The following is a 24,352-nucleotide window of genomic DNA, read 5'->3' as shown; positions in this document are numbered from 1 at the left end:
CTCGGAGGTTCAATTAATTCGTGATGCAGTGCGTCACGAAATTAAAATGCAGGGTTGAGTCACTCATAAAGCCAAGGCTTCAACTCATCCAGATTCCTCACCACGATCTGCTGCGCCGCCGCTTTGGGGTCGAGCTTTTTCGGATCGATTTGAAAACGCTGCAACACATACTTGACCAAGGCGCGGCGTGTCGGAATGACCAGCACACCATCCTCCATGCCGAAATCGGCTTCGATGATTGCCTTCTGTTCTGGCTTGAGCCTTGAGTCGGGTTCGATGATCACGGCTACCTTGGTGTTCCAATCTTCATCCTCGTCGATGAGGTTCTCGGTCTTGCGTTCGAACTCCGGTTGGCCGCGCAGACGACTCAGCACAAAATCCCGGTATTCACGATTCTTCTCGCAATACGCCCGCACATGCCAACGCATACCGGTGTAAATCAGTGTGTGTGGTGCAATCAAGCGAGTTTCTGGAGCCGGGTTAGCGAGTGAAACGTATGCGACTTCAATAACCTCGCTGTCGCGGCATGCCTTAAGCAATGGACGCAATACTTCAGGTCGAATCGTCCGGTCCGGCACCTCTAGCACCATGGTGTGGGCATACGCCAAGGCCAACCCTTCCACATGCGGCGCACGGGAATGGGTCTGGTTCAGCAGGTGCAGATAAGCGCTGGCGCTGTCGTCGATGAACAGTGGCTTGAACTGTTTGCTGGGGACGTAGCCCTTTAGCTGCTTGTCATATGTAAGGTTTTTAGGCGCATGTTCGGTGATGTAAGTGTTTATGTCCTTGGACGCCTGCTGACGACTGATCCCGAAGCTCTGGATCAGGTGCACCGTGGTCAGCCGGCCTTCCCACCAGGCGACGGTCTCGATCAAGCGATAACGAAGTGCCAGATCCCAACGAACCTGCTTGATGTCTTGCTTGCGTTTCATGACCGCTCCATGTGCGTGAATACTTTACCTGTATAAGTCTACATTCTGGACCTGTCGTTTAACACTACATATCTTGTGTCTGTCTTCGAGATTTATCGAACTCACGGAAGGAAGTGGACATGAGTATGTCGGAAGCGGTTTCGACAGGTGCTTTGCTGATGATGGGGGCAATCCTGCTGGTGCTTCTGCTGCAGTACCTGAGGTTGCGTGAACTCTGGCAAATGGCTCTTGGCTATCAAAAGAGCGCGCGTTGGGCACGGATCTGGGAAATGGAAAACCGGGAACTGCGCTCGGCGCTGCGCGCAGAGAAAGCGCACATCGAGCAGCTGCAAAGAAAGCTGGTGATTTTGCAGGAATTGATTCCAGCAGAGGGATAAGGGCGAAGGATATGAACAGACTTGAACGGATCAAAGGTTGCCTACTGGGCGGTGCAGTCGGCGATGCGTTGGGTGCCCCGGTGGAGTTCCTCGAATGGCCTGCAATCGAAGCTAAGTTCGGTTCGCAGGGTATCGTTGATTTTGCCCCTGCTTTCGGTATCTCCGGTGTCATCACCGACAACACGCAGATGATGCTATTCACGGCCGAAGGCTTGCTGCGGGCTTATGTGCGAAGTAGTTCGCGAGGGATTTGCCACGTTCCCAGCATTATCCACCATGCGTTGCTGCGCTGGCTGATGACCCAGGATTACCCTACTGCGATACTTGTCAGCAGGGACGGGTGGTTGATCGAACAGCGAGAACTCTGGTCTCGCCGCGCCCCTGGCACCACATGTCTCACGGCCCTCAAGGCCACCCAGCGGCTTGGTGCTGTCGCCGAGAACAACAGCAAGGGCTGCGACGCCTTGATGCGCGTTGCTCCCTTTGCATTCTTTGCTAACGCCTTTGACTACGCTGCCCAGTCAGGGCGCCTTACTCACGGGCATCCTACAGGCTACCTGACGGCAGGGCTGTTCGCTGACATCCTCCAGCGGATGGTCGACAGGGAGGGCAGTCTCGAGCATGCAGTTAGCGAAAGCCTGGCCAAATATGGGCAAAAGCCCGGCATGGAAGAAGCCCGCAGCCTTATCGAGCGTGTACTGTTTTTCTTCTATGAAGGCTACAAGCCCACCCCGCAACGCATCGGCGAACTCGGTGGCGGTTGGGTCGCTGAAGAAGCGCTGGCAATTGGCCTCTGGTGTGCCCTGACGGCGAGCTCGTTCGAGGATGGCGTCATAACAGCGGTGAATCACGGTGGCAACAGCGACGGCTCCGGGCTGATCACTGGACACATACTTGGTGTTCAGTATGGCGCTGCGGCGATTCCTGCTCGGTGGTATGGACAATTGGAACTGCGCGAAGTGATTGCGCAGATTGCCGAGGATATTGAGCGCGTTCCGCGTGATTACTGTGGGTATGGCGGAGAGTTCGATCAGCTGATCGAGCAGATGTATCCCGGCGGGTGAGGGAACTGATGGCGACGCATTTTCATTTCGCCACTGAGCTATTCGTTGCGTAGGCTTACCAAAGCAAACTCGCTAGACTGCCCTTTGACGCCATCTTGAAGTGGCACAGGCATTTGTCAGGTATTAATCCTGAGAAGCAGCTTTAACCTTATTAAAACCGACAAAAACGGCTAATATCAGCACGTTTTTTTTATCGGCAGATTTGGCTATGACTGATCGTTGGCACAGTGTTGATGAAATTGCCGAACACCTCGGCGTCAGCAAGGACACCGTTTATGCATGGATCGCCAAACGCAACATGCCAGCACACAAGGTCGGTCGGTTGTGGAAGTTCCAGAAGGTTGAGGTCGATACCTGGGTCAAGGCTGGCGGAGCCAGTGACGAAACTCAGCAGGCGCGAAGTGATGCCTGAGCGTTATCGTCTTTCTTTCACCACGGGTGGCCTGTTTTTGCAGGAAGCACCGCTGGTTGTGGAGCGCTATCTAACGCTGCGTGATTGGAAGCAAACACGGGAGCAGGTGCGTGCTGAGAACCTGTTGCAAGTTCGTACATCAGCTGCTGCGACACGTATCAGTAAGGAGTTGATCGCGCGACTGGAGCTGTTGGATCCAGAGGAGCTGGAGTTCATGGTGGACGGAAGCCTGCGCGAGCAAGGCTACCTCCTGTGGGCTGCAACTTGCCGGCGCTATGCTTTCATCCGAGACTTTGCACGCGAAGTTCTGCGCGAGCATTACCTGCTCATGCGCCGCCAACTCACGACAAGCGATTACGATGCCTTCTTCAATGCCAAAGCTTTGTGGCATGTCGAGCTGGATGAACTGGCTGCATCCACGCAAAGCAAGTTGCGGCAAAATCTGTTCCGCATGTTGCGAGATGCCGACTTGATCAGCGCGCAGAGCCAGATTCAGCCTGTGTTGATAACTCCAGCGCTGGCCCATTTACTGGTCCTCCACGGTAACGAGCAATTGCTGATATTCCCGGCAACCGACCATGAAATTAAAAGGTGGCTGCAATGAGCCAAAAAATTAGTCAGCAGCCGCTGGCAGCTCGCTTTGAGCACCTGGTGAGCGTCATGAGCGGTCAGCGCTTTCTGGAAATGAGGGGGCTGAATAATGATCTGCCCTTCTACATCTGCGAATTCAAGGCGGCTGAGGCCTTTGAGATACAACGCATGCAGCGGCAGCTGATCAACACGCTGGCAGGTTTACGTGTCGATTGCCTACAGGGGCGTGGTGTAACGGTGCTGGAGATCAACCTGTATGACCTGACCATCGAATTGCTCAAGGCCCGAGAAGGCAGTGAGCCTGGCATGAGTGTTTGGGATCAAGTACAGAGAGACGAGCAGGGCTATGAAAAAGAAGCTCTGCTGGAGCTTTTGCAGGGAGTACTCGACATCAAGGAGCACCTGATCCCGGCCATTGGCGAGCGTATTGCTCAAGCTGATTACGACGTGCTGTTTCTTTCCGGCATCGGTGAAGTGTTCCCCTATATCCGCTCGCACAACGTACTCAACAATCTGCAAAGCACGGCCAAGGACAATCCCACAGTTCTGTTCTTCCCCGGTGAGTATCGACATTCGTTGGAGCAAGGCGCATCTCTGGAGCTGTTTGGCTTGCTGCACGATGACAAGTATTACCGCGCATTCAATATTTTCGAGTCTCAGGTGTAAGGAAGCAGTCGATGAATCTCAACGGAATTTTCAAGAGCCCAGTCAGGCGCCCGATTGAAGGCGTCATCAAGGCCGACGACGAAGCTAGTTTGTTCAACGAACTCAGTGAATACGTCCTTACTGACGAAGTCGCCAAACGTCTGGAACACTTCCTTGATGCCTATACCGATTACCACCACGCCAATGGCGTCTGGGTGTCCGGATTCTTCGGCTCGGGTAAGTCGCACCTGCTGAAAATGCTCGCCCTGCTGCTGGAAAATCGCCAGGTCGACGGCAGTTCTGCGCTGGATATTTTCCTTCCCAAAATCAAGGAAGATGATGAGCTGCTGCGTGCCCAGCTCAAGAAAGCCGTCGCCATTCCCTCGAAAAGCATTCTGTTTAACATCGACCAGAAGGCCGACATCATCAGCAAGACTCAAATCGACGCCTTACTCTCGGTGTTCGTCAAAGTCTTTAACGAGATGTGCGGTTACTACGGCAAACAGGGCTATATCGCCCAGTTTGAGCGCGATCTGGACAGTCGTGAACTGTTCCAGCCGTTCAAGGAAGCCTACCAGAGCATCGCCGACAAGCCCTGGGAGCGCGGTCGCGAGCAGGCATTGCTGGAGTCTGGCAACATCGCCAAGACCTACGCCCAGATCACGGGTGAAGACCTGGCGCTGGCCAAGGGTATCCTTGAAAAATACCGCGCCCAGCACAGCGTCTCCATTGAGGACTTCGGCAACCAGGTCAAGGAGTGGCTGGATAAACAGCCGTCTAATTTCCGCTTGAACTTCTTTGTCGATGAGGTTGGTCAGTACATTGCTGACAACACCAAGCTCATGACCAACCTGCAGACCGTGGCTGAAAGCTTGGCCACCAAGTGCCAGGGCCGGGCGTGGATCATCGTCACCGCGCAGGAGGACATGGACTCCGTGATGGGTGACATGAGCAAGCAGCAAAGCAACGACTTCACCAAGATCCAGGCGCGCTTTGCTAATCGTCTCAAGCTCACCAGTGCCGACGTTGCGGAGGTGATACAGAAGCGCCTGCTGACCAAAAACGATACCGGTGCCGACCTGCTGAAAACCGTTTACGACCAGCAGTTCAACAATTTCAAAACCCTATTCGACTTTACCGAGGGTGGCCAGCACTACCAGAACTTCCGAGATCTGGAGCACTTCACCTATTGCTACCCCTTCGTGCCGTATCAGTTCCCTCTGTTTCAGTCGGCTATTCGTGGCATCTCCATGCACAACGGCTTTGAGGGCAAGGCTAACTCGGTGGGGGAGCGCTCGATGCTCGGCGTATTCCGCGAGGTAGCCATGGCCATCGACAATGAGCCAGTCGGACAGCTGGCGACTTTCGACCGCATGTTTGAAGGCATTCGCGGCGCACTGAAAAGCGCTATCCAAAGCGCCATCAACAATGCCGAGCGGCACCTTGGCGATGCATACGCGGTGCGCGTGCTCAAAGCCCTATTCTTGGTCAAGTACGTCAAGGAATTCAAGGCCACTCTCCGCAACCTCAATGTGCTGATGCTGGAGCGTTTTGGAGAAGACATTCCAGCCCAACGCAAGAAACTGGAAGCGGCACTCAACCTGCTGGAACAGCAAACCTATATCCAGCGCAATGCTGAGCTTTACGAGTACCTGACCGACGAAGAGAAGGACATCGAGGAAGAGATCAAGAGTACCGAGATCGAATCCGCCGATGTCATCAAGGAGCTGGAAACCCTACTGTTCGAAGGAGTGATCAAGCAGCGCAAAATCCGTTACGAAAACGGCCAGGACTATGCCTACACCCGCAAGATGGACGACCGCTCACTGAGCCGCGAGTCTGAGCTGGCCATCCACATCGTCACTCCGTTAAGCGACAACTTCGACAACCTCACCGTGCAGCGAATGCAGAGCATGGGCCGTGATGAATTGCGTATAGTGCTGCCGGCCGATGCCCGCTTTATGCAGGATCTCACCCTGCACAAACGTACCGAGATATACATTCGCCAGAACAGTAGTACTCAGCAGGAAGCAGTTAAACGCATCATCGATGCCAAGGGTTTCCAGAACACGGAGCGTCTGGCCGATCTGCAGGATCGTGCCAAGGAGCTGCTTGGCAAAGCACACTTGATAATTAACGCCGCCGACGTGGAGGCTACCAGTGCCGACGGTCAGGCTCGTATTCTCAAGGGCTTCTATCTGCTGATCGAAACGACCTACCCGAACCTGCGCATGCTGCGCGACGTCCTGTACAGTGAAAACGACATCGGTAAACACCTGCGCCAGGCCCAGGATGGCTTGTTGGGTAACGATGTCACCAGCCTGACCGAACCGGAACAAGAGCTATTGGCTTATATTCAGAGCAACGCCCGCAGCGGTGTGCGCACCACGGTCAAAACGCTGCTGGAGCGCTTCGAGCGTAAAAACTACGGTTGGTATTACGCCGCTATTCTTTGCAACCTCGCCTTGCTTTGCGCCCGTGGCAAGGTAGAAGTTCGGCAAGACAGCAACGCACTAGAAGGCGACAACCTGGAGCGCAGCCTGCGCAACACCAATGCCCACAGCAGCCTGGTATTGGAGCCGCAAATCGAGTTCAGCGCTTCCCAGGTTCGCCATCTCAAAGAGTTCTTTGCCGACTTTTTTGACCGACCAGCAAGCAGCAACGAAGCCCGTTCCCTGGCACGTGAAACTATCGACGCAATTAAAGAGCTCGAGATCGAGCTGGCTGACCTGCACGGACAAAAAGCCCTTTATGGGTTCCTTAGTGTGCTGGATGGCGTGATGGCTACCCTCAAAGAAGTCGCCAGCAAAAACGCTAGCTGGTTTCTCACCGATTTATCCCGCGCCTCCGATGCCATGCTTGACAGCAAAGAGCAGATCATTGAACCACTGCGCCGCTTTATGGGCAGCCCACAAAAAGATATTTACGACCAGGCTCGCCAGTTGGTGCAGGAGCAGGAAGACAATTTTGCCTATGTCGACATAGGTGAGGTTGAAGCCATCAAAACGTTACTCATCGAAAGTAAGCCCTGGCAGGGCAACCGCATACAACAGGCCAAGCCACAGCTGGAGGGCCTGCAACAAGCTATCGCTAATCAGCTAGCTAGCGAAAAAGCCACTGCAGTCAGTCGGCTTGCCGAGCTGGAACTGCGCCTGCAGGGTAGTGACGAGTACAGCGGCCTTAAGCCCGAGCAGCAGGTTCAGCTCGCAACACCTTTTGTTGAAGCTCAGCAATCAATACATGGGCAGAAGCGCATTGCCATGATCCGTGATCAATTGCGTGCTTTTGAGGAAAATCAATACGCACAGTTGCTCCTCAAATTGGAACGAATGGCGCGTCCGCAACCAATGCCGGCTCCCGTGCCGCCAGTGCAGGTGCCCCCTGCAGCGGGTAAATCGAGTATCGATAGCTCACCTGCTCCAGTCGAGCATCAACCAAAAGTTGCTGAACCGCGTCTGGTGCCAGCACGCACTATCAAGGTGGGCTACAGCAAGCCCTGGCTGGCCAGTGAGGCCGAGCTGGATGATTACCTGCAGCAGCAGCGCGAAGCCTGGCTGAAAGAAATTCAGGCCGGCAACCGCGTGCAGATCTAAAACGGACAAGCGCCTCGATCATTTGCGTGGTGTTACGCAAATGATCGAGCGGGCCCATAGAAAGAGAAAAATGATGGATATCAGCAAGCTCAAGAAATTTGCCCAATTCGCCCGTCGCACTTTGCTGGAACAGGTGAAAGGCAAATTAAATGTGGTACTAGCGCCGCACAGTGCCGCACGCCGCGAGAGGGCCCAAGTTGTGGCTGAGCTGGAGAAGCTGATCAATAGCTCCGGTCGCGTGCATGTGGAAGAGCGTGTTGCCTACATCTGGTTTAACCGTTTTTGCGCACTGCGCTTTATGGACGTCAACCGCTACACCCGCATCGGCGTGGTGTCACCCGCTGAGGGCCAGTTCCAGCCCGAGATCCTGGCTGAAGCGAAGATGGGGCATATCGACGAAGAGATGGTGTCGGTCCAGGTTCGTAAGGAGGTCCTAGATCTACTCGCCGGTCGCGCACCAAGCAATGACTCTCAAGGCGAAGCCTACCGGCTGCTGCTGGTTGCAGTGTGTAATGCCTGGCACGAGTCCATGCCCTTTCTGTTTGAGCGCATCGACGATTACTCCGAGTTACTGATGCCGGATGATTTGCTCTCGGGTAATTCCATCCTTGCCTACACGCGTGAGGCCATGACTCCAGACGCCTGCAAAGACGTCGAGGTGATCGGCTGGCTATACCAGTTCTACATCTCCGAAAAGAAAGACGCTGTGTTTGAGGGGTTGAAGAAAAATCAGAAGATCACGCCAGAGAACATCCCCGCCGCCACTCAGCTATTCACTCCGCATTGGATCGTGCGTTACCTAGTGGACAACTCTCTGGGCCGTCTCTGGCTACTCAATCGGCCAGGCTCTCGGCTGGCAGAGCAGATGGAGTACTACATACCGCCTAAGAGGCCAGAAGCCAATTTCCTCAAGATCAACGGCCCAGAGGACATCAAGGTCTGCGACCCTGCTTGCGGCTCCGGCCATATGCTTACTTACGCCTTCGACCTGCTCTATGCCATATACGAAGAGGAGGGATATGACCCGGCTGAGATTCCGGAAAAGATCCTCACCCACAATCTTTTTGGCATCGAATTGGATGAGCGCGCTGGAGAGCTTGCCGCCTTTGCGCTCACCATGAAAGCCCGATCTCGTCAACGTCGCTTTTTCAATAAACGTGTTAAGCCCAACATCAGCGTGCTGGAAAAGGTGAGTTTCAGCGGCGAAGAGCTGGACGAATACATGACCGCAGTGGGCCGTGATCTGTTTACCTATGGGCTTCATGAAACGCTGCAGCAGTTCAGCGAGGCCGATAACTTTGGCTCGCTGATCGTGCCCAAGGTAGCCAACGTGGTCGATGTGCTGGCTACGCTGGAGAGCAAGGACATGAGCAGTAACCTGTTCCTTGCCGAGACGCATAAAAAAGTACTGAGTGTCCTGCGCATGGCTGAAGTCTTGAGCCCTCGCTACGCTGTGGTTGTGGCCAATCCGCCTTACATGGGTGGTAAGGGCATGAATCCGCGCTTGAGCACTTGGGCCAAAGAGAATTTTCCCAGTAGCAAATCCGACCTGTTTGCGATGTTCATCGAGCGCAATCTGGATCTGGCGGTGAAGGGCGGGGCTGTTGCCATGATCACAATGCAAAGCTGGATGTTCCTTTCCTCATTCGAAGCTTTGCGCAGCCGTATCCTTAATCAGAACACGATTCTTTCTATGGCGCACTTAGGTGCGCGGGCCTTTGACAGTATTGGTGGTGAGGTTGTCTCGACCACGGCTTTTGTGCTTGAAAACGCACTCAAACCCGATTACCAGGGCGCTTATATGCGCTTGGTGGATGGCAATTCGGAAGCGGAAAAGATGGAGATGATGGCCAAGGCCATTGCACAAGGCAGTGCAGCATGATCACCAACCTGCACTTCAAGAACTTTACGGCCTTCACCGAGTTGACCATGGACTTCTCACCGGGGATCAACATCATCATCGGTGATAACGGTACGGGTAAAACTCAGCTGCTCAAGGCCATTCTGGCCCTATGCGGGCCAGAGGTCCGTGCAGACCAGCCGAGTGAACAGCTAGCCAGTAAACTCTGCCGCCTTTACCAGCCGCTTAGTGGGAAGGTTGGGGAGTTGCGCCGCAGTGGCGCTCGTGGTGAAGCCATGTTGCATGCAGAGTTTGCACAGGGGCAGCAGCTCACAGTGCGCTTCAATGGTGGTGCTTCTGCGGTAAAGATTCCCACGGCACTAGGCCCTGCTATCGCACCGGCTACATTCCTTCCGACCAAGGAAGTGCTTTCCCTCGTGCGCGGCCTCACCGCCGAACAATCTGACTTAGCCTCCATCGAGCGGATCTTCGATGATGGTTATCTAGACTTGGCAAAACAGCTAACGAAAGAGGGCGTAGAGGACTTACGCAGCAAGGTACAGCTCAACCCGCGCTTTTCAAATATTGTCCCCCGATTGGCTAATTTGATTGGCGGGCAATACCTCTTGGATAGTGGACGTTTTGTCTTTCAGTCTGGGCGGTATGAAGAGAGGAATGCGCCGTCTCACAGCAGGGGCAGGCATGCTCAGATGTATCAAGACAGCACTGAGTGGAAGTTCATCCCCGCAAGCAAGAAGCACCTCTCCAGCACTATGACCGCCGAAGGTTTCCGCAAGATAGGCGTACTGCAGCGTTTGCTCAGCAACGGCAGTCTGAATCCCGGCACGGCAGGCCCGCTATTGTGGGACGAGCCTGAATCCAACCTCAACCCAAAACTTATGAAGGATCTCGTGCAGATACTGCTGGAGATCGCTCGAAACGGCCAGCAAGTGATTCTCGCCACCCACGACTACGTGTTGCTTAAATGGTTTGATCTTCTAATGGACAAAGATAAGGGTGATGAGCTGCTGTTCTTTAGCCTCTACCGCGATGCGGCCACACATAAAGTCATGTCCACGAGAACTGATGACTATCTGTCTATTACCCCAAATCCCATAGATGACGCTTTCGGCTACCTGATCAACCAAGAGATCGAGAACGATATGGGGGGACTGGGCAAGTGAAAATCGTGATCGCTGATGGCTTTGAGTTTCGTTTCTCTGATGCAATAGACGCCTATGTATTTGATGAAAAGGACAGTACTAAGCCTACTTTTCACGGTGCACCGATGAAGGGAGTCGACATTGTCGCGGAGTTCGAGGAAGCCTATATCTACGTCGAGCTGAAAGACTATGACGATCCCTCGGGTTACGACGTGACAAAGCCGACAAACGACGATGAGCGTGAGGCGCGTCAGGATAGCTTCAAGTGGCTCAAGAACTACCTGAAGTACAAATTCAGAGACTCCTATCTATATCGCTTTGCTGAGGGCAAAGTCGATAAGCCTGTTCATTATATCTGCGTCCTGACCTTCGATAATGCACTGAATAGCAGGATGCTGAAGGAGCTGAAGCGTGAGTTGCCTGTCGGAAAGAAAGCAAGACGCTGGACCCAGCCACTGGCTACAAGCTGTCAGGTAGTAAACCTCGAAAAATGGAATGAGGTTTTCCCGAAATGGCCCGCGATTCGTATCGCGCCTACGGGAATTGCTTAGCGCAAGAGGATAAGTGAGTAGCTATGGCAATCAATACGCTCAAAACTCGGGATGACTTAACCTACGTGGCTTGCTACGCGATTTGCCCTCACTGGCTTCCCGCCACGCCATCCTACGCGGCTGAGCCTCGGAGCTGCCGGTACTGGTACAAATGAACGCACTGCCCGAGCAGCATCGACCCAAATCAGATGATCCGGACTTCTGGAGCGTGTGGTCAGGCCGAGACAGAGCAGGCCGGATAATCGAGCGCTCAGTGGATTGAAAACAATTGCGAGCGACTGGCAGCAGATCAATGTGCCAGTCCATGAATAAAATTTGGAGAACAGCGATGAGTAACAGCCAAGCCGGAAGGACTGAGCAGATAGAGGAGAAGTATTTTTTCCGGGCCTCGGCTGCGAATTTCAAGAAGATCCCGGGGGGGCCGATTGGGTATTGGGTTAGCGGCAGGCAATTTGAATGCTTCGAAAAATTTCCCAAGCTTTCGGAGTTTGCCGTTTCATCCAATGGCGTCCAGACGGGGAATAATGCCAAGTACGTACGCCTGTGGAGTGAGGTTTCAGCGAGCAAGGTAAATAGCCGCTGGTTTCCATATAACAAAGGCGGTTCATTCAGGCGGTGGTACGGAAACTTCGACTTCTTGGTTAACTGGGAGAATGATGGGGAGGCTATTAAGTCTGAGAAGAATTTTTGTGCGAGAGGTGAGGAGTATTATTTAAGCTTGGGCATAACTTGGTCTGACATAACAAGTGGAAAGCTTTCTGGAAGGATTCTTCCCGAGGGCTTTCTATTTGACGCATCAGGACCGTCCGCCTTTTTCAAAGACCCAAGCCTGACTTATGTTGGTTTGGCCTTGCTAAATACAAAATTTGCTGATTCTTTGTCGAAGGTTCTGAACCCAACTTTGCATTTTCAGTCAGGTGATTTTAGAAAGCTCACATTGGCTCCAGCCTACATTTCGGATAGCACGCGCTTAACAGCAAAGAGCCTACTGAAAATAAGCAAAGATGATTGGGATGCATATGAAACCTCTTGGGGCTTCACCAGCCTCCCGCTGTTGCTCCCCGGCCTCCGCCAGCCTACGTTAAAGGCCAGCTACGAGAAGCTCCGCGTCCATTGGCGCGAAATGGCGATGGAAATGCAACGCTTGGAGGAGGAGAACAATCGCATCTTCATCGACTCCTACGACCTGCAGGGGGAGCTGACTCCCGAGGTGCCGCTGAGCGAAATCACTCTCACCTGCAACCCGCACTACCGCTACGGCAGTGAAAAGCGCGAGGAAGAGCTGGAAGCCCTGCTGCTGGCCGATACCATACGCGAACTGGTGTCCTATGCCGTGGGCTGTATGTTTGGCCGTTACAGTCTCGATAAGCCTGGGCTGATCCTGGCCAACCAGGGTGAAACGCTGGCGGACTATCTGACCCAGGTACCGCAGCCCACCTTCCCGGCCGATGACGATAACGTGATCCCGCTGCTCGATGGCGACTGGTTCCCGGACGACATCACGCTGCGTTTCCGTCAATTTCTGCGCGTGGCCTTTGGCGATGCGCATTACGAGGACAACCTGGCTTTTATCGAGCAGGGGCTTAACGTCAAGGGCAAGCGCAACTATGGCCTGCGCGACTACTTCCTAGGCGATTTCTATACCGACCATGTGAAACGCTACAAGAAGCGCCCGATCTACTGGCTGTTCAGCAGCCCGAAGGGTACGTTCAGTGCACTGGTTTATTTGCACCGCTACCGCCCAGATACCGTGAGTGTTGTGCTCAATTACTTGCGAGATTTCCGCAAAAAGCTCGCTTCGCGCCTGGATTATCTGCAGCAAGTGGCCATTAACCCCTCTGCAAGCCAGAGCGAAAAGACCAAGGCCATCAAGGAAGCAGAAACCGTCAAGAAGCAGCTGCTGGAACTGGACGACTACGAGAGCGAAACCCTCTACCCGTTGGCGCAAAAAGCTACTTCCGGGAAGCTGAGCCTGGACCTTGATAACGGCGTTAAGGACAATTACCTCAACTTGGGTGCCGCACTGAAGAAGATTCCAGGACTGGAAGCCAAGGGTGAGGACTGATCCTTTTATGAGTAATACCAAGATCACCCAGGCACTAACGAATCTATTCGACAAGCAGCGCATCGTCTTCTGGTATGACACTCGCATGGAGTTCCGCGTCGATTTCGAGACGCTGGAGCTGCCGGGCGTCGAGAAGATCGAGCTAGCTAATAATGAATTTGGCGTGAAGCACCGTTTGTTGCGCGAGCAGCCAGAGCAGAAGTTTCTGCTCTACCGCGAAGGAGCGGAGCCCGCGCATCTGGATAACTGGCTGCTGGATGTGCAACTGGCCAGTGGCAATTGCTTCCGTACCGATCAGGTTGCCTTGTGGCTGGCTGAGCTGGAGTTGGGGCCGGACTGCTATCCATTGCTGGAAGCCCATGTGGCGTTTTTCGAATCAGCCAAGCGCCGCGAGGCCCTGTGCAAGTTACTTGAGCCGGGGGATTCGCAGAGCATGCTGCAACGTAAGATGCTCGCCGTGTGTGCCGGCAACGAGCCGCGCCTGGATGTGATTCTGGAAAACCTGCTGGGTGATCTAGCCGCTGGCAAAGATGTGCGGATCAAGTTAATCGAAAGCAGCGGCTTGAATGCCTATCTGTGGGAGCAGGTGAAGCGCGCCTATGGCTATAGCTCCGAGCAAGCAGGGTTACACGATTTCGTTATCGAGCTGTTTAAGGCTTGTTTCATGCTAGGGATCGATCCGGCTTACAAGGCGCGACTGTCTGCTGAGGCGCTGGTGTTCCTCAAACGCTGGAAGGACAGTCGTTCGCATGAGCAGAGTTTCGAGACACTGTCTGAGCAATGCGCGGCGGTGCTGCAGATTGACGACAAGCTGCAAGCTCTGGACTGGCGTAGCCTGCTGGAGCTGGATTATTTCGAGCTGATCGACCGCAAGATCCTCAGTGAGTTGGTACGTGCCGTGGAGGCCCGTACAGTGACCGCTCAGGAGGTGGAGCAGTGGGTCCGCCAGCGCCGTCAGGGCCACTGGTTTGAGCGCTTCAAGGATGTGTACTTGGCGCTGGAGCATGCGGCGCAGTTCATCCAGGTGCTGGACATAACGCAGCTGCAAATGGAGTCGCTGACTGATGGCGTGCAAAAGTACGCCAGCCAGTGGTTCAGGCTGGATCAGCGTTACCGCAAGTTCGTCTATCACCTGCGCGAATCCGGCCAGGCTTCGTTGCTGGGTGAGTTGGCTATGCAGGTCGAGAATCTGTACGGCAACAACTACCTGAGCCGTCTGAACGACCGCTGGCAGCAGCATGTGGATGCAGCTCAGCAGTGGGAGGCAGCGCCCGTAGTATTGCAGCGCAATTTCTTCAGCCGCTATGTGCAGCCTTTTGTGGAGCGCAAAACCAAGGTGTGCGTGCTGATTTCCGATGCGTTCCGCTATGAGGTAGGCGAGGAACTGCAAAGTCTGATTCGTCAGGAAGATCGCTTCGAGGCCGAGTTGGAGCCGATGCTGTCGATGTTGCCGAGTTATACCCAGCTGGGCATGGCGGCGCTGCTACCCAACAGCAGCCTGCAACTGGCCGACAACGACAGTGGCGATGCCATAGTGGATGGTCAGAGCGCTCAAGGCTCGGTCAACCGGGGCAAGATTCTGGCGACCAGGGTGCCAGCATCCCAGGTGGTACGAGCCAAGGATCTCCTGGCGATGAACCAGGCCGACTCTCGTGCCTTGCTGCGCGACAATGAGGTGGTTTACGTTTATCACAACCTGATCGACAAGACCGGCGACACCCGTGATACCGAAGAGCGAGTGTTTGCGGCGGCCGAGGAAACGCTCAGTGAGCTGGTCCGTCTGGTGAAGAAGCTGACCAACGCCAATGCCAGTAACCTGCTGATCACTGCCGATCATGGCTTCATCTATCAGAATCATCCGCTGCAGGAGAGTGATTTCCTCAGCGGTGAGCCGGAGGGCGATGAGGTCCTCTACCGCGACCGGCGTTTTGTTCTGGGTCGTAGCTTGCGCGAAGGCGCCAGCTTTAAAACCTTCAACCCGGTGCAGTTAGGCCTGACGGGTACGCTTATGGTGCAGATTCCCAAATCCATCAACCGTCTGCGGCTGAAAGGCTCTGGCAGCCGCTTTGTGCATGGCGGTGCCACCCTGCAAGAGGTTGTGATCCCGGTCATCCGCATTAACAAGAAGCGCCAGAGCGATGTGGGTCGGGTGGAGGTGGAGTTCATCGGTGGCGGTGGCAAGACCATTACCACCGGGCAGTTGGCCGTGGTGCTCTATCAAACCGAGGCAGTGACCGAGAAACTGCAGTCGCGCCGGTTGCGTGCAGGTCTGTTCACTCTGGACGGTGAGCTGGTATCCGATCAGCATGAGCTGTTGTTCGACTTCAGTTCTGCTAACCCGCGTGAACGGGAGCTGCCGGTGCGCTTCATTCTCAGCCGCAAGGCCGATGAGGCAAATAATCAGCAGGTGGAACTGCTCCTTGAAGAGACCGTGGACGGCACTTCACACTTCACACGGTACAAAGCCGCGCGTTACACCATTCGCCGCTCGTTCAGCAGCGAATTTGATTTTTAAGCAGGAGCTCCAATGAGTCAGCTCGACGACAAGATCAACCAGCACTTTGCCGGCCTAGTTGTGCGCAAAGACCTGGTCAAAGCGGTGAAGGGCAACGCCATTGTGCCGTCGTATGTGCTGGAGTACTTGCTGGGCCAGTACTGCGCGACCAATGACGAAGCGACGATCCAGACCGGTATCGAGACCGTCAAGGAGATCCTGCGTAAGCACTATGTCCACCGCAACGAAGCAGGGCTGGTGCGTTCGACCATCAAGGAGAAGGGTCGGCATAAGGTTATTGACCGTATTAGCGTCTCATTAAACGACAAGGATGACGTGTACGAGGCTGAGTTCGCCAACCTGGGTATCAAGAAGGTGCTGATCGACTCCAGCACCGTCAAGGCCCACCAGAAGCTGCTGGTAGGTGGTGTTTGGTGCATTGCGGATGTGGAGTATGAATACACCGAGGACAAGTCTGCCTCACCTTGGATTCTGGCCTCGCTAAAGCCAATTCAGATTTCCCGTTTTGATTTCGACGGCTATCTGGAAGCACGTAAGCAGTTCACCACTGATGAGTGGATTGACGTGCTGATCCAGAGCGTAGGTTTCAATCCGCAGATGTTCGGCAAGCGCAATAAGCTCGCTCAGCTTATCCGCCTTATCCCGTTCTGCGAGCGCAATTACAACCTGATCGAGCTGGGGCCGAAGGGCACCGGCAAGTCGCACGTTTATTCCGAGTTTTCACCCCACGGCATTCTTATCTCCGGTGGCGAAGTGACAGTTCCCAAGCTGTTCGTCCATAACGGCACGGGTAAGCTCGGCCTGGTGGGTTACTGGGATGTAGTGGCTTTCGATGAGTTCGCCGGCAAGCAAAAGCGAGTGGACAAGGCGCTGGTGGACATCATGAAGAACTACATGGCCAACAAGTCATTCTCGCGGGGAGTGGAAACCTTGGGAGCAGAGGCCAGCATGGTGTTTGTGGGTAATACCGATCACACCGTGCCGTACATGCTTAAGCACACGGACCTGTTCGACCCGCTGCCGGAAAAGTTCCACGATTCAGCCTTTCTCGATCGCATTCACAGCTACATCCCCGGTTGGGAAGTGGATGTCATCCGTGGCGAGATGTTCTCCAGTGGTTACGGCTTCGTGGTGGACTACCTGGCCGAGATCCTGCGCTCGCTTCGTAGTCATGACTACTCAGATCGCTACAAGGGCCAGTTCACGCTATCCGACGATATTTCGACGCGCGACCGCGATGGCATCAACAAAACCTTTTCTGGTTTGATGAAGATCCTGTACCCGCATGGCGAGGCGACAGACGCCGAAGTGGAAGACGTATTGCGCACTGCAATTGAAGGGCGCAAGCGGGTGAAGGATCAGTTGCTACGCATTGACGCGACCTATCCGGCAGTTCGTTTTGCCTACCAGGGGGCGGATGCTCAGGAGCGTTTGGTGCGCACTCTGGAAGAGGATGAGTATCCTAATCAATACCATCGTAGGGGAGCGACTGAAGTTTCTACTGCAGACTTACCCCAAGTCGGCACTGACTCTTTGGCGCTTATCGAGGCAGCGCCAGCCATGCAAGGGCCAGCTTCACGCCCAAGCAATCCTGTGCCGATGGAACCAGTGCTGAAAGAGCAGCATTTGGTCTTCCACGAAAATCAGCGAGGACTGAGTTTTGACAAGTTGTTCAGTCCCTATCTGGTAGGTGCCAAGCGCATCATCATCACAGACCCCTATCTTCGTATGTTCCACCAGTTGCGCAACTTGATGGAACTGATGGAGACCATTAGCAAGCTGCAAGGCCCGGAAGATGAGGTGGTGGTTCATGTGGTGACCGTTGAGGATGATTCCAATGGTGATCGTCAGACCGAAAGCCTGCAGAAGATCGCTGATGCTTGTACCGGTGTTGGCATCCAGTTCAGTTGGGCCTACGACACTAGCGGCACCAAGCATGATCGAGACATCACAACCGACACGGGTTGGAAGATAGTGCTTGGTCGTGGTTTGGATGTTTTTCAGCGCTTTGAGCTGAATGATGCCTTCAGCTTTGCGAATCGGCTCCAGCAGCATCGGCAGTGCAAAGAATTCAGTGTGACCTTTGTGCGAATTGGCCCGGCAGCTTGTTCGTAGGTTTACGACGATTAGGCAGAGGCAGAGGCACTCTGATTTGTGTTCGCAGCACGACTAAAAAAAGTAAGGCCGACTGCGGATGCCCTTAGGCGTGGGGAAGTCATAGTTTCGGCTGCAGCAGGAGCTGACTACAACCGCTGGATCACGACAAAAAATAAGTGAGGGGAGTACCCTGCCGATGACCGCCCTAGCATCAGCCAAGGGCAGTCTATCGGGCGGTGTGAGCCTAGGCGTTATAGGTAACCTCGTTCAGCCAACGATACGCAGCCTTCGTGGCCTACAACGATATGATCCAGCGTCTGGGTGCCAATCATGTTGAGTGCGTTCTTGAGGGTGGTGGTCAGCGTGCGATCGGCCTGGCTGGGTTCGGGATCTCCAGAAGGATGGTTATGCACCAGTATCACGGCTGCTGCGTTGTGCTCTAGGGCGATCTTGACCACTTCCCTTGGGTAAACGCTGGCCCCGTCCAGCGTGCCGCGAAACAGCTCCTGAAATCCGATAATCCGGTGCTTGGTGTCGAGCAGCAGAAGAGCAAAGACTTCGTGCTCATGGTACTGCAGCAGTGTTTGCAGGTGGCTGAAGACCTGCTTCGGCTCAGTCAATGCCCGGCCTTTAGACAGACGACTCATTGCCAGTTGTTGAGCCATACGCAGGATGTCAGCTTCGGTGACCGGGGCTTCCATAACATAGGTACCGGTATCTTCACCGGCTCTGAGCTTGTGATATTTCATGTGGGTCTTCCTGTACGAATGCGTGAGAAAACGGAGGGATCTGAGAAACCCTGTTACTGGACGGTGGGCTTGCCGTTGTGCCGCGTGGCTTGCGACTCCAACTTTTGACCGAGTGAGGGTTTGGCAGGCGCTGCCGGTTGGGCTTTTGGCTCTACATCGCTGGGCTGATCTTCAATGGCGGGGAAGAACTCTTCGACGATGGCGCCGGTGTCCTCCTCGCTGTCTTCAAATGCCCCATTGTTAAAGCCTTGCCGGGCCGCGTGATCCAAGGCGCTCTGGTCAAAGCCCGCGGCTTGCCGGGTTTCCTCCAATTGCTTGGCTGCCAGTAAGGCGTCTTCTAGGGTCAGTCCATTGCGTACCGTAATGTCCACGTAGAAGATCGGCGTGCCATGGCTTTGCCGGGTGGATTTACCGCGTAAACGCAACTCCAGCGGCAGACAGGCGAGGCGATCGCCGGAGATGGCTTGCAGGTAATGCAGACGCGCTGCCAGAGTGCGGATGCTGTTGTAGCCTGTGGTGCGAAAGACAAAACTGCCCAGCGGATCGTCATCGCCAATCACCACGTTGAGCCGGCCGTAAGGCTTGCAGGCTCCGCCTTGCGCCAGTGAGCAGCCATCCGGAGAAGGGCAGGGCAATGCCTGAATGCCGTCCTCGGTCAAACGCTTGCAGGTCAGGCCGTTGCCGACGCATAAAGGTCGGCCAGTGGTGCGGTCGAACAGGCTGTAGTCAGCCCGAAAGTTCAGGTCAGGCTCGTTGAACAGCAGCCGGATTGGAATGCTGCGCAGTTTGCCGTCCTGGCCATTACGCAGCTCCTCATTGAGGGGGTGCAGCAGCCAGCCGTCACGGCTCTGTACTTGGGAGGTAAGGGTGAATTGATCGTCCTTTTCCGGTAGACGCTTTCCGTTCTTTTCGACGAGCTTGCCAATGGATATTCGGCCCAAAATCGGCGGAGTGATGGCTAAACCTTTGAGCATGGGAGTTCTCCTGTATCTGAAATAAAAACGCCACCGAGACCGCGTAAACGGCCAGGGTGGCGTTGGAGAGAAAGGGCATGGGAATAAGGGAAGCGCGAACGAGCGTTCAGGCCAGTAGAAAACGCCGACAGCCGGTTTTTGTGGTCGAGTAGCGCACTTGCAGGTAGGGCTTTTCTTTCAGCAGGCGGGGGATATCCAGTGCCACGCTGTCTTTGGCTTTCCTCCACGTGATGCTGCCGGTTGCGAAGGTCGCCCGACTGGCATCACCCATGGCCTGTTGCAACGTTTGCTTGAGCTGAGCTTCCTGCTTCTCCTGCAGAGCAATCGATCCTCGCACTCTCTGCAGTTCGGTAAAGGTCGTACAGAGCAGCGCGTCCTGGCTGAAGTCCAGGCTTTGCCCACTGTCCTGTGGATACAGGCAGCGCAACGCCTGCTCCGCCGAGGCCGATCCGTCTGCCGGAGGTGGGGTATCACTGACCACGTAATCCCAGAACAACCGCTCCAGGTCGATCAGCCGAGCAATCAGCGACTCGTCCCGTTCGATGCGATGGATCTCCAGGTGCTGGCCTCCCAGCAGCACTGCCACATCGGCTGCCTGCTTGCCAGTCACGGCCAGTTGGTGCATCACTTGCAACTGAACATACTCCGGCACGCCCTCTTTCCAGAGGCGTGCGCCGTTTATGCCAGCAGTTTTACATTCAAGGATCTGTACCTCTGGCGCACCGATGACCTCGCGGTCGATGTTGGCCAGCATCCAGGCCAGTTTGGAATCAGGATGCTGCAGCACCGCATTGACCCGGCGGACCCGATGACCACTGCGCCGGGTGTAATGTGTTACGACAATCGGCTCCAGGATATTGCCCCAATAAGCCGGACTTTCCTCATCCTGCGGATCGAGCTTGGGCAGTGAGGTGTCACGGCCGGTTTTCTCCAGCCACAGCTCCAGCTGGGATTTGTACGGGCTCAGGCCCACGGCTGCGGCGGCATCCGAACTGCCGATGCCTTGTTTGCGTACGGCCAACCATTCCTCTCGCGGCAATTGTTTGGTGCCCACTAGGCGCAGCGCAGGCCGTAGTTTGCTCCTGGTTTGTTGCAGAGTTTGCGTGCCCATGATGTTTTCCTGTGCGGCATAAAAAACGCCCGGCCAGCAGAAGCTGACCAGGCGTTTTAATAGTCGAGTAAGTGAGTGGAGCTAGGCGGCGAGCTCCAGTGCGGCCTGCAAGGCGCGTTGTTTGATCACAGCGCCTTGGCCAAACCAGGCCGAATCCATGCGGTATTCAGCACTCCTGGCGCGTCGCTCGTGATCGACATACTCGGTCACGGCGTTGAGCAAGCCCCACGCAGTTCCTTGGGCTGATTCAAGCGTTGCTCCCCGACCCTCGCCTTCGTACAGCCCTTGGACTTTGCGCAGTGCGCGCTCGTTCGGCAGGACTTCGGGTAGTTTGCTATTGGGGGTTACGTCACACAGCACGTTCATGAAAAAGCCCATCGCTTCATGCCACTGCACCTTGCGTTCAGCCAGTGCTCGCATGCGGTACATAAACTCGTCCCACTGGGAGACGGCGATGCCCAACTGCTTTTTCACTGCCTGCGGATCGAAGCGGGTGTTATGTGGCACCTTGATCACGCGGGTGGTGCCATCCAGGGCGATGGTCAGCGTGTTATTGCAGACCACACGTACGGTGGTGGGGGTTGCGGTGGTGGCCAAGGTGCCATCGCAGGAGGTGGCCAGCAGCAGGTAGCCATTCACCTGGTCGTTGCCCTTCAACGCCGTGCCTTGCCCAGTACGGGCCAGAGCCCAGAACTTGCGACCGCCTTTGAGCACTCCGGCGGTTTCCAGCTCGTAGCCCGAGACCTCAGTCAGATCGCGATAGAACTCCAACACTTCACGGGGCTGCACCACCTGGTAGCGGTTGGAGACCACTGACAAGGGGGCCTTGGTGTCGGAGCGATACAGCACCTTCTGTTCAGGGAAAGAGTGAATTGAGCCCAGAGCACCGATGCTCTCGGATTTGAAATGAACGGGGCTGTCTTGGATCTTCCAGTCCATACCCGCTTCACGCTGCCAGACTTCGAGCGGTTGTTTCGGGGAAAGGCGACTGCCCAGACCATGCCAGGGAGTGCTGCCAGCGAAAGCTATAGTTTCGACGAGATGAGCCATGGGAATGATTCCTTGCGAATGAATGGTAAAAGCGATGTTTCATCAACAAGCGACACCTGTTCACAACGGTTTAACGGTTGACGCTGAATCTGTAACCGCAATGCAGGCATTGATAGTTGTGAAGGATTTTTTCATCAATCTGCTCACCCAGCGTGGCCCCCGCGACCCCGCCAGCCACTCCGCCAAACAGACCGCCCAGCAGAGCACCGGCAATGCTGCCAATGGCGATCCCTACCGGCCCACCGACCACTCCCAGTATGGCACCGGCCTCCGCCCCCGTTAGGGCTCCAGCGGCTCCACTGGCCGCACCTCCTGCTGCACCAATCAAACCACCCGCTTGTTTACCCACATTTTTAGTAACCACACGACCAGAGTTGCAGCTTGGGCAAGGCGTATACATAAAAATTCCTCTCTTATTACTGAGTCCACGTATCACGCAGAAATGCTGAATGACGCGCTCATCGTTGAGCGTTCATCTGGGTGATATAGATCTGAGATTTTTTTGAATGAGGCTTGCCGAAACAACGTCCCCCGGAGGGGCGTTGTGGGCGGTATCGGGATGTGAGGCTTGGCGTTATGGACTGCTATTTTGGCTATTAATAGCTGGAATAGTACTGGCTAATGGGGATCAGAATTCTGTTTCGAGTGACAGAACAGAATTGTAGTCAAAGTGGCATGTTCCAAAGCGTAACGTTAGTAAACGTTACGCTCACGTTCTTTGAGTGCTGAGTTGCTTCTTATAGGATTGCCTCGTCCAGTCCTAAAGGGTGCAATGATGTTTAATGAAAAATCAGAAACATTGGTTATGCTTCGCTTGAAAGATGTTTTAAAGCGCACAGGTTTTTCTAGGTCAACTATTTATAATAAGCTTAAGGTGGGATCTAAACATTATGATGCGAAATTCCCAAGGCAGATACGTGTTGGGAAAACATCTGTACGTTGGATTGAGAGTGAAATAAATTCGTGGATGGAAGAGTATGTGAAACTGTCTAGGCAAGGTCATGGCTCAATGGCGGAAATTATATCTGCAATGGTTGTTTGATATTGGTTGTTTGTATTTGTGGTGAGCTATGTATTTTAATTTTTTTAGACAGCAATATACAAAAAAATCTAATTTCGGAGATGATTCATATCCGAGTTTGTCGCAGTTTCCCTTGTTGGATGCTGCAATAAATGAGGCTCAAGCTAATATTCAGGCCCCACGGGGATTGATTCAAAATGCGGCCCTAACCGCTATTTCTGCTGTCTTGCAGGGCCGTGTAGATGTTCGTACACCTACTGGTCCGGTCTCTCCGACCTCGCTGATGCTTCTTGCTATTGCTGACTCGGGTGAAAGGAAATCAACGGTTGAGAATGTTTTTTTGAAGCCGATTAGAGCCTTTCAGGCTAAGCAGTACGAGGAGGTGAGGGAGAGTCAGTCGGTGTGGAAGATTAAGTACGATACTTGGACGGTTCGACGTAATGGAGTATTAAAAGCGATTATGAAAAAAGCATCAAAAGGTCTTCCTGCTGACGAAGAGGAGAAGGTCCTATTGGCTTTGGAGAAAGAAGCTCCAGTTAAACCAAAAGAATTTAAGATTTTGTATGAAGACTCAACCTCTGAGGCTTTGTTTCATGGGATGTACGAAAACTTACCTACGGCTGGTTTGATTTCAAGTGAAGGTGGCGGTGTTTTAGAAGGGCGCGCCTTTAATGACCTATCAAAGCAAAATGCGATTTGGAGTGGTGACTCAATCACAATTGATCGTAAGACGGCGGAAAGCTTTGAACTTGTTGGCGCACGGCTGACAGTCGCTCTTATGGTCCAGGAAAGCGTATTTTCGAAGTACATGGCTCATAAAGGCGGGGTGTCTAGGGGGTCTGGTTTGTGGGCGCGTTTTCTAATCTGTCGCCCGGCTTCAACACAGGGGACTAGGTATGTAAGCACTCAGGCACCGTCCTGGTATCATCAAACACAATTTGCTTCGCGGTTGGAGCACTTTCTTGAGGCGGGCCTTATTTGTTTCAGAGGAAATAAAAAAGAAAAAGAAGTGATCGGATTCGACTCCGAAGCGGCTCGGCTTTGGGTGGAGATTGCGAATGATATTGAGTCAAGGATGTGTGAAGGTGGAATACTTTATGGGCTAGGTGATCATGGCTCAAAGTTAATGGAAGTGATTTCTAGGTTGGCTGCATTGCTTCATTGTTTTGAAGGGTTTGAGGGGAGTATTTCGATGTCAACCTTGCAGGCAGCGACTGACCTTGCTAAATGGTACTCCAATGAATTTATAAAGTTGTTTGGGAAAAACTCTAAAGAGAAGGATGAAGAGCAGGAATTAAATTGCTGGCTGGATAGTTTTCGCACGGTGGGCAAACGGTTTGTTAAGAAAAATTATATTTTGCAATGCGGGCCTGGAAAGTTTAGAAAGAAAGCTGCTCTTGAACATGTTCTTTTGCGTCTAGTGAACAACAGTGCTGTCCGGATTTTTAATTATCCTGGTGACAAAACTGTTTATATCGATCTCTGTCCTTGGCAGGGTGGTGTGCAGATAATGCCAGACTCTTCTCGGAGTACTAACTTTTTGGGTTCTTTAGATATTTAGTATTAGGTGTTTTGCGAGTTGCGTGAGTTTGTTCGCCTTGG

The 24,352-nt window shown here is 53.9% G+C and carries 20 protein-coding genes; 14 read left to right on the top strand and 6 right to left on the bottom strand.

Annotated features, from left to right (window positions below; all coding sequences use genetic code 11):
- Positions 1-59: 59 nt before the first annotated feature.
- On the bottom strand, positions 60-932 hold the full coding sequence (locus tag ACYZT9_RS17330; protein ID WP_010463608.1) for a WYL domain-containing protein: 873 nt from the start codon (positions 930-932) through the stop codon (positions 60-62).
- Between the two features lie 119 nt (positions 933-1,051).
- Here ACYZT9_RS17330 and ACYZT9_RS17325 point away from each other — a divergent pair, with 119 nt between their 5' ends.
- The 12 genes from ACYZT9_RS17325 to brxL all read left to right on the top strand — a co-directional run bounded on the left by ACYZT9_RS17325 (position 1,052) and on the right by brxL (position 17,863).
- Positions 1,052-1,309, top strand: a complete 258-nt coding sequence (locus ACYZT9_RS17325) for a hypothetical protein (RefSeq protein ID WP_047227874.1) — start codon at positions 1,052-1,054, stop codon at positions 1,307-1,309.
- Positions 1,310-1,320: 11 nt separating this feature from the next.
- Complete coding sequence (locus ACYZT9_RS17320; protein ID WP_462006643.1) at positions 1,321-2,373, top strand: ADP-ribosylglycohydrolase family protein; 1,053 nt, start codon at positions 1,321-1,323, stop codon at positions 2,371-2,373.
- Between the two features lie 208 nt (positions 2,374-2,581).
- Complete coding sequence (locus ACYZT9_RS17315) at positions 2,582-2,785, top strand: helix-turn-helix domain-containing protein (RefSeq protein WP_462006642.1); 204 nt, start codon at positions 2,582-2,584, stop codon at positions 2,783-2,785.
- The gene (locus ACYZT9_RS17310) at positions 2,778-3,389 is read left to right on the top strand and encodes a DUF1819 family protein (RefSeq protein ID WP_462006641.1); all 612 of its coding nucleotides are present in this window, start codon (positions 2,778-2,780) and stop codon (positions 3,387-3,389) included. Before ACYZT9_RS17315 ends, ACYZT9_RS17310 begins: the two co-directional genes overlap by 8 nt.
- Positions 3,386-4,042: a DUF1788 domain-containing protein gene (locus ACYZT9_RS17305; protein WP_462010248.1), complete on the top strand. Its 657-nt coding sequence runs from the start codon at positions 3,386-3,388 to the stop codon at positions 4,040-4,042. The genes ACYZT9_RS17310 and ACYZT9_RS17305 overlap by 4 nt, the downstream gene beginning before the upstream one ends.
- An 11-nt stretch (positions 4,043-4,053) precedes the next feature.
- The gene (brxC, locus tag ACYZT9_RS17300) at positions 4,054-7,614 is read left to right on the top strand and encodes a BREX system P-loop protein BrxC (RefSeq protein WP_462006640.1); all 3,561 of its coding nucleotides are present in this window, start codon (positions 4,054-4,056) and stop codon (positions 7,612-7,614) included.
- A gap of 73 nt (positions 7,615-7,687) precedes the next feature.
- Positions 7,688-9,496 (top strand): BREX-1 system adenine-specific DNA-methyltransferase PglX, encoded by a 1,809-nt coding sequence (gene pglX / locus ACYZT9_RS17295; protein ID WP_462006639.1) that lies wholly within the window; start codon positions 7,688-7,690, stop codon positions 9,494-9,496.
- Positions 9,493-10,638: an AAA family ATPase gene (locus ACYZT9_RS17290; protein ID WP_462006638.1), complete on the top strand. Its 1,146-nt coding sequence runs from the start codon at positions 9,493-9,495 to the stop codon at positions 10,636-10,638. The genes pglX (ACYZT9_RS17295) and ACYZT9_RS17290 overlap by 4 nt, the downstream gene beginning before the upstream one ends.
- Positions 10,635-11,168, top strand: coding sequence for a hypothetical protein (locus tag ACYZT9_RS17285; RefSeq protein ID WP_462006637.1), 534 nt, complete (start codon positions 10,635-10,637; stop codon positions 11,166-11,168). The genes ACYZT9_RS17290 and ACYZT9_RS17285 overlap by 4 nt, the downstream gene beginning before the upstream one ends.
- A gap of 328 nt (positions 11,169-11,496) precedes the next feature.
- Positions 11,497-13,233 carry a BREX-1 system adenine-specific DNA-methyltransferase PglX gene (pglX, locus tag ACYZT9_RS17280; RefSeq protein WP_462006636.1) on the top strand — a complete coding sequence of 579 codons (1,737 nt, stop codon included), beginning with the start codon at positions 11,497-11,499 and terminating at the stop codon, positions 13,231-13,233.
- 7 nt (positions 13,234-13,240) lie between these two features.
- Complete coding sequence (gene pglZ / locus ACYZT9_RS17275) at positions 13,241-15,748, top strand: BREX-1 system phosphatase PglZ type A (protein WP_462006635.1); 2,508 nt, start codon at positions 13,241-13,243, stop codon at positions 15,746-15,748.
- A 12-nt stretch (positions 15,749-15,760) separates the two neighbouring features.
- Positions 15,761-17,863 (top strand): BREX system Lon protease-like protein BrxL, encoded by a 2,103-nt coding sequence (gene brxL / locus ACYZT9_RS17270; RefSeq protein WP_462006634.1) that lies wholly within the window; start codon positions 15,761-15,763, stop codon positions 17,861-17,863.
- 233 nt (positions 17,864-18,096) lie between these two features.
- Here brxL and radC read toward each other — a convergent pair whose 3' ends face one another.
- From radC to ACYZT9_RS17245, 5 genes are all read right to left on the bottom strand, one after another.
- A complete protein-coding gene (gene radC / locus ACYZT9_RS17265; protein ID WP_105523309.1) occupies positions 18,097-18,594 on the bottom strand; it encodes a RadC family protein in 498 nt (165 codons plus the stop codon).
- A gap of 53 nt (positions 18,595-18,647) precedes the next feature.
- Positions 18,648-19,568 (bottom strand): recombination directionality factor, encoded by a 921-nt coding sequence (locus tag ACYZT9_RS17260; protein ID WP_462006633.1) that lies wholly within the window; start codon positions 19,566-19,568, stop codon positions 18,648-18,650.
- Between the two features lie 106 nt (positions 19,569-19,674).
- Positions 19,675-20,679 carry a YqaJ viral recombinase family nuclease gene (locus ACYZT9_RS17255; protein WP_462006632.1) on the bottom strand — a complete coding sequence of 335 codons (1,005 nt, stop codon included), beginning with the start codon at positions 20,677-20,679 and terminating at the stop codon, positions 19,675-19,677.
- Positions 20,680-20,760: 81 nt separating this feature from the next.
- The gene (locus ACYZT9_RS17250) at positions 20,761-21,729 is read right to left on the bottom strand and encodes a DUF932 domain-containing protein (RefSeq protein ID WP_462006631.1); all 969 of its coding nucleotides are present in this window, start codon (positions 21,727-21,729) and stop codon (positions 20,761-20,763) included.
- Between the two features lie 70 nt (positions 21,730-21,799).
- The gene (locus tag ACYZT9_RS17245; protein ID WP_462006630.1) at positions 21,800-22,129 is read right to left on the bottom strand and encodes a hypothetical protein; all 330 of its coding nucleotides are present in this window, start codon (positions 22,127-22,129) and stop codon (positions 21,800-21,802) included.
- A 375-nt stretch (positions 22,130-22,504) separates the two neighbouring features.
- On the opposite strand from ACYZT9_RS17245, the gene ACYZT9_RS17240 reads away from it, so the two are divergent.
- Together ACYZT9_RS17240 and ACYZT9_RS17235 are read left to right on the top strand one after the other, a co-directional pair.
- On the top strand, positions 22,505-22,771 hold the full coding sequence (locus ACYZT9_RS17240; protein ID WP_462006629.1) for a helix-turn-helix transcriptional regulator: 267 nt from the start codon (positions 22,505-22,507) through the stop codon (positions 22,769-22,771).
- Between the two features lie 28 nt (positions 22,772-22,799).
- A complete protein-coding gene (locus tag ACYZT9_RS17235) occupies positions 22,800-24,311 on the top strand; it encodes a YfjI family protein (RefSeq protein WP_462006628.1) in 1,512 nt (503 codons plus the stop codon).
- Positions 24,312-24,352: the final 41 nt, after the last annotated feature.

It is taken from the genome of Pseudomonas sp. ZT5P21 (assembly GCF_054897785.1).
Note: the sequence above shows the minus strand (reverse complement) of the source record. Positions and strands in the feature narration are given on the sequence as shown.

What these genes read in the sequence shown, in the direction of transcription:
- ACYZT9_RS17330 (WP_010463608.1), bottom strand. Translation starts at nt 932, where the DNA reads ATGAAACGCAAGCAAGACATCAAGCAGGTTCGTTGGGATCTGGCACTT.
- ACYZT9_RS17325 (WP_047227874.1), top strand. Translation starts at nt 1,052, where the DNA reads ATGAGTATGTCGGAAGCGGTTTCGACAGGTGCTTTGCTGATGATGGGG.
- ACYZT9_RS17320 (WP_462006643.1), top strand. Translation starts at nt 1,321, where the DNA reads ATGAACAGACTTGAACGGATCAAAGGTTGCCTACTGGGCGGTGCAGTC.
- ACYZT9_RS17315 (WP_462006642.1), top strand. Translation starts at nt 2,582, where the DNA reads ATGACTGATCGTTGGCACAGTGTTGATGAAATTGCCGAACACCTCGGC.
- ACYZT9_RS17310 (WP_462006641.1), top strand. Translation starts at nt 2,778, where the DNA reads ATGCCTGAGCGTTATCGTCTTTCTTTCACCACGGGTGGCCTGTTTTTG.
- ACYZT9_RS17305 (WP_462010248.1), top strand. Translation starts at nt 3,386, where the DNA reads ATGAGCCAAAAAATTAGTCAGCAGCCGCTGGCAGCTCGCTTTGAGCAC.
- brxC (WP_462006640.1), top strand. Translation starts at nt 4,054, where the DNA reads ATGAATCTCAACGGAATTTTCAAGAGCCCAGTCAGGCGCCCGATTGAA.
- pglX (WP_462006639.1), top strand. Translation starts at nt 7,688, where the DNA reads ATGGATATCAGCAAGCTCAAGAAATTTGCCCAATTCGCCCGTCGCACT.
- ACYZT9_RS17290 (WP_462006638.1), top strand. Translation starts at nt 9,493, where the DNA reads ATGATCACCAACCTGCACTTCAAGAACTTTACGGCCTTCACCGAGTTG.
- pglX (WP_462006636.1), top strand. Translation starts at nt 11,497, where the DNA reads ATGAGTAACAGCCAAGCCGGAAGGACTGAGCAGATAGAGGAGAAGTAT.
- pglZ (WP_462006635.1), top strand. Translation starts at nt 13,241, where the DNA reads ATGAGTAATACCAAGATCACCCAGGCACTAACGAATCTATTCGACAAG.
- brxL (WP_462006634.1), top strand. Translation starts at nt 15,761, where the DNA reads ATGAGTCAGCTCGACGACAAGATCAACCAGCACTTTGCCGGCCTAGTT.
- radC (WP_105523309.1), bottom strand. Translation starts at nt 18,594, where the DNA reads ATGAAATATCACAAGCTCAGAGCCGGTGAAGATACCGGTACCTATGTT.
- ACYZT9_RS17260 (WP_462006633.1), bottom strand. Translation starts at nt 19,568, where the DNA reads ATGCTCAAAGGTTTAGCCATCACTCCGCCGATTTTGGGCCGAATATCC.
- ACYZT9_RS17255 (WP_462006632.1), bottom strand. Translation starts at nt 20,679, where the DNA reads ATGGGCACGCAAACTCTGCAACAAACCAGGAGCAAACTACGGCCTGCG.
- ACYZT9_RS17250 (WP_462006631.1), bottom strand. Translation starts at nt 21,729, where the DNA reads ATGGCTCATCTCGTCGAAACTATAGCTTTCGCTGGCAGCACTCCCTGG.
- ACYZT9_RS17245 (WP_462006630.1), bottom strand. Translation starts at nt 22,129, where the DNA reads ATGTATACGCCTTGCCCAAGCTGCAACTCTGGTCGTGTGGTTACTAAA.
- ACYZT9_RS17240 (WP_462006629.1), top strand. Translation starts at nt 22,505, where the DNA reads ATGTTTAATGAAAAATCAGAAACATTGGTTATGCTTCGCTTGAAAGAT.
- ACYZT9_RS17235 (WP_462006628.1), top strand. Translation starts at nt 22,800, where the DNA reads ATGTATTTTAATTTTTTTAGACAGCAATATACAAAAAAATCTAATTTC.